Source organism: Streptomyces sp., assembly GCF_031178505.1.
In the GTDB taxonomy this organism is placed as follows: Bacteria; Actinomycetota; Actinomycetes; order Streptomycetales; family Streptomycetaceae; genus Streptomyces; species Streptomyces gulbargensis.
The window spans coordinates 1-10,397 of record NZ_JAPSIW010000185.1; the positions used below are offsets into that span (position 1 = coordinate 1).

The window sequence follows — 10,397 nt, forward strand, 5'->3', positions numbered from 1 at the left end:
CAGCTTCACCGGCCGGCGCGTCCTCGTCGTCGGCGGCACCTCGGGCGTCGGACTCGCCACCGCGCGGGAGTTCACCGCCCGCGGCGCCGACACCGTCATCGCCTCGCGCTCGGCCCGGAAGGTCGACACCGCCCTCGCCGCGCTCACCGCCGGCGGCGGCAAGGCCACCGGCCTGCCCCTCGACATCCGCTCCGACGACGAGGTGGAGCGCTTCGCCGCCACCGCCGGAACCTTCGACCACGTGGTCGTCACCGCCGGCGAGACCCCCATGGGCCGCGTGGACACCCTGCCGCTCGCCGACGCCTACGCGGCCATGGACAGCAAGTTCTGGGGCGCCTACCGCGTCGCCCGAGCCGTCCGCGTCGCACCCACCGGCTCGCTCACCCTGGTCGCCGGCTACCTCTCCCAGCGACCCGGCCGGGCCTCCGCCCTGCAGAGCGCCATCAACGCCGCCCTCGAAGCCCTGGTCCGCGGCATGGCCCTCGAGTACGCGCCGCTGCGCGTCAACGCCGTCTCGCCCGGCCTGCTGCGCACCCCCCTGTGGGAGGGCCTGGACGACGCCGACCGCGAGCGGATGTACGAGGCGGCGGCCGGCCGGCTGCCCGTACGGCGCGTGGGCGACCCGGACGACGTCGCCGAGGCGGTGCTGTTCGTCGCCGGGAACGCGTACACGACCGGCACCACCCTGTACGTCGACGGCGGCGGCATGATCGCCTGACGCGACCCGCAGTCCGGGGCGGTGCCGACGCGCCGGGCCGCACGCACCGTCCGGCCCTCAGCCCGTGGGGCCACCGGGCGTCCGGTCCGGGAGAGCCGTCCGCCCACCGGCCCGCCGCTCCTCCGCCGTACCCAGGCCCGCCGTCTTTGCCGCCTCGGCCAGGACCTCACGGAGCATGTCCACCGTCAGCCGGCCGGTGAACACGTTGCGCTGGCTCACGTGGTAACAGCCGAACAGGTCCAGCGGCGCGCCCCGCCCGTCCGCCGGTGCGAGGGCGGTCCGCGTGCCGTGGCCGAACACCGGCCGGGGCCGGGGCACCGCCCAGCCCGCCGCGCCCAGGGCCGGCAGGGCCGCCTGCCAGCCGAAGGCGCCGAGGACGACGACGGCACGGACCGTGGGACGCAGCAGCTCCAGCTCGCGGGCCAGCCACGGACGGCAGGTGTCCCGCTCGCCGGGGGTGGGCCGGTTCGCCGGAGGGGCGCAGTGCACCGGCGACGTCAGCCGCACCCCGCGCAGTTCCAGACCGTCGTCCCGGTCCTCCACCGTTCCCCGGGAGGCGAGCCCGAGCTCGTGCAGGGTCGCGAACAGCACGTCGCCCGCCCGGTCCCCGGTGAACATCCGGCCGGTCCGGTTCCCGCCGTGCGCCGCCGGCGCGAGCCCCACGACCAGCAGGGACGCGTCCGGCGGACCGAAGCCGGGCACCGGCCGCCCCCAGTACGTCCAGTCGCGGAACGCCGCCCTCTTGACGGCGGCGGTCTCCTCCCGCCAGGCCACGAGCCGCGGACACGCCCGGCACTCCACCAGCCGCCCGTCCAGTTCCGTGATCGTCGCGGCACCGGGGGCCTGCCGGGCGGGACCGGGAACGGCGAAGGACATGCGGGGCCTGCTTTCGCGGATCGTCGGCGGGCACCCGTGACCGGCGCGCCCGTCCCTCCAGTTGTACGAGGTCACCACCGCCCCGCACAACGCGGCCCCGCCGGGCGGGGCTCGTCAGCGCTCCAGCAGCCGCATCAGCGCGCGGGCCGCCGGGCTCGTCGCCTCCGGGGCCGGCAGCAGCGCCACCGTCTCGTACACCTCCCCGTCCGTCCCCCGCAGCGGCAGGGCGCGCAGCGAGGGCCGTTTGTGCCGGAAGTGCGCCGGTACGGCGGCCACCCCCAGGTTCTCGTCCACCAGGTCCAGCAGACTGTGCACGTCGTTCACCTCCAGGGCCACCGAGCGGCGTACCCCCGCGGCGGCGAACGCGGCGTCCGTGGCGCGGCGCGGCCCCCACCCCGGGTGGAAGTCCACGAAGACCTCCCCGGCGAGGTCCGGCGGCGACAGCTCCGCGTCCGACGCGGCGAGCGGATGGTCGGGGTGACACAGCAGGGTCATCGGCTCGGCCGCCAGCGGCACCGGCCGCACCTGCTCCGACTCGGCCCCCGCCCGGTAGGCGAACGCCAGGTCCAGCCGCCCCGCCGCGACCTCCTCGGCCAGTGCCAGGGAGCCCTCCTGCCGGAGCCGGATCTCCACGTCCGGATGGCGCCGCCGGAACGCGGCCAGGAGCCCCGCCACCGGCACGCCCGCGATGCACTGCTCGGTACCGAGGGCGAGCGTGCCGCGCAGGACGCCCTGCACCGCGGCCACCGCCTCGTGCGCCGCGCGCACCTGCGCCAGGACGCGCTCCGCCTCCACGAGCAGCGCGCGACCCGCCTCCGTCAGCGTCACCCGGCGGGTGCTGCGCACGAACAGCGGCGCCCGCAGCTCCCGCTCCAGGGCCCGGATCGAGGCCGACAGACCCGACTGGGACACCAGCAGCCGTTCCGCCGCACGGGTGAAGTGCCGCTCCTCGGCGACGGCGACGAAATGCTGGAGATGGCGCAGTTCCACGGGCCTCAGCCTAGGGGGTGTCTCGCCGATCCTGCCGGGCTCGCGCCCCTTGGGCCTGGGCCCGGGGAGACCCCAGGCACCGGACGCCGCTCCCTGATCCGGCCCGATCGACAGGACATCCCCTGGGCGATTGAGAAAGGCGGGCACTGAATCCCATCGGATTCTCCTGTTGGACCGATCCCCGCCCCCCACGGCAGATTGGTCCCCGGCCCGGCCTCCGCGCCCGGCCCCGTGCCTCCCACCCCCTCACCACCCCGTGGAGCCGTGTTGTACACCGCACACCCCGATCGCTACGCCGACCTGCCGTACCGCCGCACCGGACGCAGCGGACTGAAGCTCCCCGCGCTCTCCCTCGGCCTCTGGCACAACTTCGGCCCCGACCGCCCGGCCGATCTCCAGCGCGCCGTCCTGCGCCGCGCCTTCGACCTGGGGATCACCCACTTCGACCTCGCCAACAACTACGGCCCGCCGCCCGGCGCCGCCGAGACCGCGCTCGGCGGCTTCCTCAGGACCGACTTCGCGCCGTACCGCGACGAGCTCGTGATCTCCACCAAGGCCGGCTACCTGATGTGGCCCGGGCCGTACGGCGAGTGGGGCTCCCGCAAGTACCTGCTGTCCTCGCTGGACCAGAGCCTGCGGCGGCTCGGCCTCGACCACGTCGACATCTTCTACTCGCACCGCTACGACCCCGACACCCCGCTCGAGGAGACGATGGGTGCCCTGCACACCGCCGTCCAGCAGGGCAAGGCGCTCTACGTCGGCGTCTCCAACTACCCCGCCGAGCGGACCCGCGAGGCCGCCCGCATCCTCGCCGGCCTCGGCACCCCGCTCACCGTCCACCAGCCCCGCTACTCCCTGCTCGACCGGCGTCCCGAGGACGAGGGCCTGCTCGACGCACTCGACGAGCTGCGGATCGGCTCCGTCGCCTACTCCCCGCTGGAGCAGGGCCTGCTCACCGGCCGCTACCTGGACGGCATCCCCGAGGACTCGCGGGCCGCGAGCGACAGCCCCTTCCTGAACCGGGAGGCCGTCACCGAGGACCTCGTGGCCCGGCTGCGCGGCCTGAACGACCTCGCCGCCGCCCGGGGCCAGAGCCTCGCCCAGATGGCCCTCGCCTGGGTGCTGCGCGGCGGCCGCGTCACCTCCGCCCTGGTCGGCGCCAGCCGCCCCCAGCAGCTGGAGGAGTGCGTCGCCGCCGTACGGAACCTCGCCTTCGACACCGAGGAGCTGGCCCGCGTCGACGCCCTCGTGCGGCCCTGACGCGGCGGGCCGGCGCGCCAGGGCCCGCCGCGAAGGGCGGGCCGGGCGCGCGGTGGCGTCAGTCGAGGGGGTCGAGGGTGAGGTACGCGTTCTGGGGCCGGGCGTCGTGGACGAGGGACTCGTGCGCGCCGACGTCGTCGAACGCGAAAGCGTAGGCCTTGCCGTCGGCCGTCCTGGCGTGGATGTGGCGCGCGTAGTGGTTCGTCACCGCGTCCTGGTAGAAGCCGGCCGGGCCGGTGTCGGGCTGCTGGGGGTTGGTCAGCAGTGTCGAGCGGTTGAATCCGGCGCACAGGGTGCGGGAGAGGGGGCCGCGCACGGCGTCGTTGGGGGCGTCGAGGTACTTGTGGCAGCCGAGGACGCTGTCGGAGTCGGGCTTCCGGAACGAGGTGACGACCTGCCCCGAGCCGTCGGTGAAGTTCATGACGCCACCGGAGACGCGGCCGTGGTACCTGATGTGGGGCTGGTGCGCGAAGGGCGTGACGGTGAGCGTCGACGAGGCGTACTTCGACCAGACCCGGTTGATGTAGTCGTCCAGGACTCCCGCGGACAGGGCGCCCGCCGCGATGCCGTGCCCCGGGGCGAGTGCCCGCAGGACGGTGCCGTCGGAGCGGGTCTGGACGAGGTTGCCCCAGCCGCCGGGCTGGGCGCGCAGGGCCGAGAAGAAGCCGCGGTAACCGCCCGGACGGAGGCGGCCGGTGGAGGCGGTGGTGCCGTCGGCGCGCTTGACGCCCACGGCGTAGGGGACGGAGAACATGTCGACCTGGGTGCTGTTGATCCACAGACCGGCGTCGTTCAGCGTGTACTCGGACCAGTTGAAGAGGATGTCGCGGTTGGGGTCGGTCGGATTCTGGACGGCGGGCTGGACCAGACCGCCGGTCGTGAGCTTGAAGACCAGCTTCCGGCCGTAGCTGAAGTAGACCCGCCCCGAGAACTTCGGCATGCGGATGGTCATGGTCCGGCCGTGCGCGGGGCCGGCGATGGAGGCGTCCGGCGCGGGGGTCGGCGGGTTCCCGCCGGCCGGCCAGGGGTGGAAGGCGCCGGAGGCGTCCGCCCAGCCCTGTCGGCCGGTCGAGAGTTCGGTGCCGATGTTGTAGACGTACACCTGGTCGGCGCGACCGGAGTCGTTCCTGATCGTCAGCGGCACGGTGTCCGGTACGGCGGCCCGGACGGCCGGGGTCGGGGCGGCGACGGTGACGCCGGCGGCGAGCAGGACGGCGGCGACCAGATACGCCGACAGGGCCCTGCCGGGCCGGATACGTGGGGGCATGTGCGGCTCCTCGGACGTGGGGACTCCGGAGGACGGGCGGGGGCGGGGCCCGGCTCGGGGCACCGGCCGACGCCTCCTCCAAGCGGTGAGAGCGCTCTCAGATCCTGGCCAGGATGAGGGTGTCGTCGCGCGCATGTCAACGGTCCGTGAGGTGGCCCGACGCTTTCGGGGCGGGACCGGGCGAAGGCGGCCGCCGGGGGAGTGGGTGACCGGTTCTGGTATGGACCTGACAACGCGGTGCCGCTAACGTGGCGGACGCTTCTGAGAGCGCTCTCAGCACTCGACTCCCCCACCTGGAGGTCTCGTGAAACGCCCCGCCGCCCTGCGTACCGCCCTCGCCGCACTGCTCCTGACGACCGGCCTGGGCGCCGCCCACGCGGGCACCGCACAGGCCGTTCCGGCCCCGGAGCGGACGGTCTCCGCGCCCTCGGCCTCCGCCGGACTGCTCGACGCCATGCGGCGTGACCTCGGGCTGACCGCCGCCGAGGCCGAGGAGCGGCTCCGCGCCGAGAAGGCCGCGACGGCCGTGGAGAAGCCCGCCCGTGAGGCGGCCGGTTCCGCGTTCGCGGGCTCGTGGTTCGACCCGGCCACCGGCCGGCTCGTCGTAGCGGTGACGGACCGCCACGAGGAGGCCGGGGTCCGGGCCCTGGGCGCCGACACCCGGCTGGTCCGGCACAGCGCCGCCGCGCTCGACCGCGCGAAGGCCCGGCTCGACGCGCTGCGCGCGCCGGCGGGAGTGGCCGGCTGGCACGTCGACCCCCGCGCCAACAGCGTCGTCGTCACGGTCGTCCGGGCCGAGCGGGAGAAGCCCGCCGTCCGCGCCTTCGTCGACCGGGCCCGGGCCGGCGGCCCCGTCACCGTCGCCGAGACCGCCGAGGCGCCGCGCACGTACGCCGCGGGCACCGTCGGCGGGGACCCGTACTACACCGGCAACGTCCGCTGCTCCATCGGCTTCTCCGTCCACGGCGGCTTCGTGACGGCGGGTCACTGCGGCCGCGCCGGAGCGGCCGTACGCGGCTGGGACGGCTCCGCCATGGGCACCTTCCACGGCTCCTCGTTCCCGGGTGACGACTACGCCTACGTCGGCATCCACAGCGGCTGGTGGACCGTGCCGGTGGTCCTCGGCTGGGGTACCGTCCCGGACCAGCTCGTACGCGGGTCGGCCGAGGCTCCCGTCGGCGCCTCGATCTGCCGCTCCGGCTCCACGACGCGCTGGCACTGCGGCAGGGTGCTCGCCAAGAACGAGACCGTGAACTACAGCCAGGGCGCGGTGCACCAGATGACGAAGACCAGCGTGTGCGCCGAGGGCGGTGACTCGGGCGGGTCGTTCCTCAGCGGCGACCAGGCGCAGGGCGTCACCTCCGGCGGGTGGGGCAACTGCTCCACCGGCGGCGAGACCTGGTTCCAGCCGGTGAACGAGATCCTCAACCGCTACGGCCTGCGCCTCCACACCGCCTGACGGCCCGGCCGGTCCGCACCCGCGCGGCCCGGCCGGAGCACGGCACGGGCCGCCACCGGGGCCCTTCCCCGAAGGACAGCGGGAAGGGCCCCGGTTCCGCGGGCGCGCGGCCTCCGCTCCCTGCGGAAGGGGGCGGCTGCCGGGAGGGGTGCTTCGGGCCGTGCCCGGACACGACCTAGTGCCGGTCGAGCGGACCCCACGCCCCCACCTGCCGGGCGATCTCCTCCTCGGCCTGCTCGATGACCTCGGGCGCGATCCAGCCCAGCGGCCGCACGTCACGCACGAGGGGCTCGTTGTCCGGGCCCCGGGCGGCCTCCCGCCCGTGCAGCAGCCAGGGCCGGACCACGCCGTCCCTGATCCGGGGCAGGTGCGAGTAGTCGTACAGCCGCCGCGCCGCCCACGTCCGCAGCGAGCGGTCGCCCCACCACTCCTCGACGTCCAGGGGATTCGCGGAGAGGCCCGGCAGCTCGACGCCGGTGAGTCCGTCCCGGCTCGTCGGTCCCGCGAGATCCACGTACGGGCCGAGGGACCACCGCACGTACAGATGGCGTCGCGAGGCGATCAGGTCGGTCAGCTCGTCCAGTGAGGCGATGGTGGGCATCGCGTCCAGATGATCGGGCGTCCGGTGCATGAGCGGCGACTACCCGGTGAGACCCGCTCCACTCGGCCCGATCGCGTGACACGGATCGCGACCGGGCCGGAAACCCCCTGCTCCGGCGGCGTACGGCCGGCGGTCACCGGGTACGCCGCCGCGTCACCCCTGCCGGCTCAGGTGAGGACCACCGGCAGGTCGAACAGGTCGTTCTGCGTGACGACCGGCTTGTTCCGCAGCTCCCCGCGCGGCACCGCGAGCCGGAGCTCCGGGAAGCGGCCGTACAGGGCGGGCAGCGCCACCGAGGCCTCCAGCCGCGACAGGGCGGCGCCGGGGCACACGTGCGGCCCGTGCCCGAAGGAGATGTGACGGTTCGGGCTCCGGGTGACGTCGAACTCGCCCGCCGTCGGGCCGTGCTGTGCCTCGTCCCGGCCGATCGCGCCGAACGACACGATCAGCGCCTCGCCCTCCGGCAGCACCCGGTCCCCGACCCGGACGTCCTCCCGGGCGAACCGGAACAGCACGTGCGAGGTCGGCGTCGACCAGCGCAGGGTCTCCTCGATCACGTTCTCCCACGGCACCTCGCCCTTGAGCACCAGGGCCCGCTGCTCGGGGTGGGTCTCCAGGGCGACGACGGCGTTCACGATCAGGCTGATGGTCGTCTCGTGGCCCGCCGCCACCATCAGCTGGAGGGTGTTGGTGATCTCCTCCGTGGTGAGCCGGTCGCCGTCCTCCGAGGCCTCGATCAGCGCGCTGGTGAGATCGTCACCGGGACGCTCCTTCTTCGCCGCGACGATCCCCGCGAACAGGGCGCCCAGGTCCGCCATCATCGCCGGCACCTCCTCGGGCGGCGTCTGCGTCGAGAAGAACTTGTCGAACAGCGTCTTCATCCGGGGGTGGTCCGCGGCGTCGACCCCCATCAGCTCGCCGATCACGTTCATCGGCAGCGGGTAGGCGAACTCCGCCTTCAGGTCCACGACCTCGCCCGCCGGCCGCTCGGCCAGCCGGTCCAGCATGCCGTCGGTCAGGGCCTCGATACCGGCGCGCAGCCGCTCCACCCGGCGCGCGGTCAGCGCCTGCGCGACCAGGGTCCGCAGGCGCCGGTGCTCCTCGCCGTCCACGGTCAGCATGGACCGGCCGGGGTTCGCGAGTCCGATCAGCGGCCAGTCCGGCGGTATCTCGCCGCGCCGCCAGGCGCCCCACACCTCGATGTCCTTGACCAGGCGCGCGTCGGTGAGCAGCTTGCGTGCCTCGGCGTGGCGGGTGACGGCGAAGCAGGGCACTCCGCCGGGAAGCACGACCCGCGCCAGCGGACCGGCCGCGCGCAGCCGGGCGCTCTCGCCGTCGAGGTCCGAGACGAACGGGTCCAGGGTGATCACACCGGACCCACCGGCACCGGACGCGGTGGGATCGAAAGGGCAGCTCACGAGAGGCCTCCCAGGGCAGGGGTCGGGGTGTACGTCACCGGCAGCGCGGTCAGGCCCCGCAGCCAGGGCGAGGGCCGGCGGGTCAGGCTGTCCTCCGGTACGGCGAGGTCCACGTCCGGCAGCCGGTCGAGCAGCACCTCGATGCCGGTCCGGGCGATGGTCTCGGCGACCTCCTGCGCGGGGAAGGGGCAGCGGTGCTCGCCGTGGCCGAAGGAGAGGTGGGCGTTGTTGCCGCCGGTGAAGGCCCCGGAGTCGGCCCGTACGTGCGGATCGGCGTTGGCGGCGGCCAGGCCGAGCAGCAGCAGGTCGCCCTGTTCGATCCGGCGTCCGCCGAGACGGGTGTCGCGCGACGCCCACCGGCCGGCGACGTTCTGCGTCGGCGTGTCCTCCCACAGGACCTCGTTCATCGCCTCGCCGACGCTGTGCCGGCCGCCGGAGAGGGAGGCGGCGAACCGGTCGTCGGTGAGCATCAGGCGCAGCGAGTTGCCGATCCAGTCGGCGGTCGGCTGGTGACCGGCGGCCATCATCACCATGAGGTCCTGGGCGACCTCCTCGACGGTGAACCCGGCCGTGTTGCCCAGCATCCGCGAGGCGACGTCGTCGCCGGGGCTCGCTGCCTTGGCGGCGAGCAGCGCACCCATCGACTCCGCGAGGTGGCGCTGGCCCTCGAGGGCGCCCGCGCCGCCGTTGATCATGTCGTTCATGGCGGTCACCAGACCCGGGCCCTGCTCGTCGGCGAAGCCGTAGAGCGCCGCGAGGACACGGACCGGCAGCAGCATGGCGTACTCGGCGATGAGGTCGCAGGCTCCCTTGCCGCACAGCGCGTCGATGAGCTCGTCCGCGTACCGCTCGGCGAGCTGCCGCAGCACGAAGGGATCGACGGCCTCCAGGGCGCCGGAGACGACACCGGCCCGCTCGCGGTGCCGCTCGCCGACGGTGTAGAGGATCGACGGCTGCTTGCGGCCGATCATCGGCAGCAGCGGCCAGTCCGCCGGGACGGCGTCCCACTGGTTCCACAGGTCGGAGTCGCGCGAGAAGAGGACCGGGTCGCTGGTGACCTGGTGCAGCTCGCGGTAGCCCAGGACCAGCCAGGCGGGGACGTCGCCGTCGAGCAGTACGGGCGCGACGGCTCCGTGCTCCCGCCGGATCCGCCGGTACAGCTCCAGCGGCTCGGTGTGGAAGCGGGGGCCGCTCAGCGGGACGGGCGCGGACGCGGGGTGGGTCACGGGGTGGGCTCCGGGGTCGGCTGTGGTTCCGAGGCGACGACGGTCCGCAGGTGCTCGACCAGCGAGATCAGGACCTGCTTGCTGGACTCGCGCGACCGGGCGTCGCAGAAGACCAGCGGGACCTCGTCGGCGAGGTCGAGGGCCTCGCGGATCTGGGCGGCGGTGTACGCGGGGCCGCCGAAGTCGTTGCAGGCGACGACGAACGGGGTGCCGTGGTGTTCCAGACGGTCCACGGCGTACCAGGAGTCGGCGAGCCGCCGCGTGTCGACGAGCACGACGGCGCCGAGCGTCCCGGAGAACAGCCGGTCCCACAGGAACCAGAACCGCTCCTGGCCCGGCGCGCCGAACAGGTACAGGACGTTGTGCGCGTCGAGCGAGATCCGGCCGAAGTCGAAGGCGACGGTGGTGGCCGTCTTGGCGGCGACGCCGGCGGTGTCGTCGACGTGCTCGCCCGCCTGCGACATGGTCTCCTCGGTGTTCAGCGGGCGGATCTCGCTGACCGACCGGACCAGCGTCGTCTTGCCGACGCCGAAGCCGCCGGTGACGACGATCTTCAGCCCGTTGTCGGCGGTGCTGCTGAGG

At 74.3% G+C, this 10,397-nt stretch carries 10 protein-coding genes; 3 read left to right on the forward strand and 7 right to left on the reverse strand.

Features of this window, described 5'->3' with window-relative positions; translation table 11 throughout:
- On the forward strand, positions 1-718 hold a 718-nt coding region (locus tag RIF68_RS15030), incomplete at its 5' end, for an SDR family oxidoreductase (RefSeq protein WP_309051742.1).
- Positions 719-775: 57 nt separating this feature from the next.
- Here the strand turns inward: RIF68_RS15030 and RIF68_RS15035 are convergent.
- Both RIF68_RS15035 and RIF68_RS15040 read right to left on the reverse strand, forming a co-directional pair.
- Positions 776-1,594, reverse strand: coding sequence for a uracil-DNA glycosylase (locus RIF68_RS15035; protein WP_309051743.1), 819 nt, complete (start codon positions 1,592-1,594; stop codon positions 776-778).
- A gap of 114 nt (positions 1,595-1,708) precedes the next feature.
- Entirely contained in the window at positions 1,709-2,584 is an 876-nt protein-coding gene (locus tag RIF68_RS15040; RefSeq protein ID WP_309051744.1) for a LysR substrate-binding domain-containing protein, read from the reverse strand.
- 267 nt (positions 2,585-2,851) lie between these two features.
- On the opposite strand from RIF68_RS15040, the gene mgrA reads away from it, so the two are divergent.
- Complete coding sequence (gene mgrA, locus RIF68_RS15045; RefSeq protein WP_309051751.1) at positions 2,852-3,844, forward strand: L-glyceraldehyde 3-phosphate reductase; 993 nt, start codon at positions 2,852-2,854, stop codon at positions 3,842-3,844.
- Between the two features lie 58 nt (positions 3,845-3,902).
- On the opposite strand, the gene RIF68_RS15050 is transcribed toward mgrA, so the two are convergent.
- Positions 3,903-5,111, reverse strand: coding sequence for a glycoside hydrolase family 64 protein (locus tag RIF68_RS15050; RefSeq protein WP_309051745.1), 1,209 nt, complete (start codon positions 5,109-5,111; stop codon positions 3,903-3,905).
- Between the two features lie 304 nt (positions 5,112-5,415).
- On the opposite strand from RIF68_RS15050, the gene RIF68_RS15055 reads away from it, so the two are divergent.
- A complete protein-coding gene (locus tag RIF68_RS15055; protein WP_309051746.1) occupies positions 5,416-6,570 on the forward strand; it encodes a S1 family peptidase in 1,155 nt (384 codons plus the stop codon).
- 175 nt (positions 6,571-6,745) lie between these two features.
- Here the strand turns inward: RIF68_RS15055 and RIF68_RS15060 are convergent, their stop codons facing one another.
- From RIF68_RS15060 to RIF68_RS15075, 4 genes are all read right to left on the reverse strand, one after another.
- Positions 6,746-7,201, reverse strand: coding sequence for a DUF6098 family protein (locus RIF68_RS15060; protein WP_309051747.1), 456 nt, complete (start codon positions 7,199-7,201; stop codon positions 6,746-6,748).
- Positions 7,202-7,338: 137 nt separating this feature from the next.
- Entirely contained in the window at positions 7,339-8,589 is a 1,251-nt protein-coding gene (locus RIF68_RS15065; protein ID WP_309051748.1) for a cytochrome P450, read from the reverse strand.
- A complete protein-coding gene (locus tag RIF68_RS15070; RefSeq protein ID WP_309051749.1) occupies positions 8,586-9,815 on the reverse strand; it encodes a cytochrome P450 in 1,230 nt (409 codons plus the stop codon). The genes RIF68_RS15065 and RIF68_RS15070 overlap by 4 nt, the downstream gene beginning before the upstream one ends.
- On the reverse strand, positions 9,812-10,397 hold a 586-nt coding region (locus tag RIF68_RS15075), incomplete at its 5' end, for an ATP/GTP-binding protein (protein WP_309051750.1). The genes RIF68_RS15075 and RIF68_RS15070, both read right to left, overlap by 4 nt.

Coding starts and splice junctions, on each gene's coding strand:
- RIF68_RS15035 (WP_309051743.1), bottom strand. CDS start 1,594: ATGTCCTTCGCCGTTCCCGGTCCCGCCCGGCAGGCCCCCGGTGCCGCG.
- RIF68_RS15050 (WP_309051745.1), bottom strand. CDS start 5,111: ATGCCCCCACGTATCCGGCCCGGCAGGGCCCTGTCGGCGTATCTGGTC.
- RIF68_RS15060 (WP_309051747.1), bottom strand. CDS start 7,201: ATGCACCGGACGCCCGATCATCTGGACGCGATGCCCACCATCGCCTCA.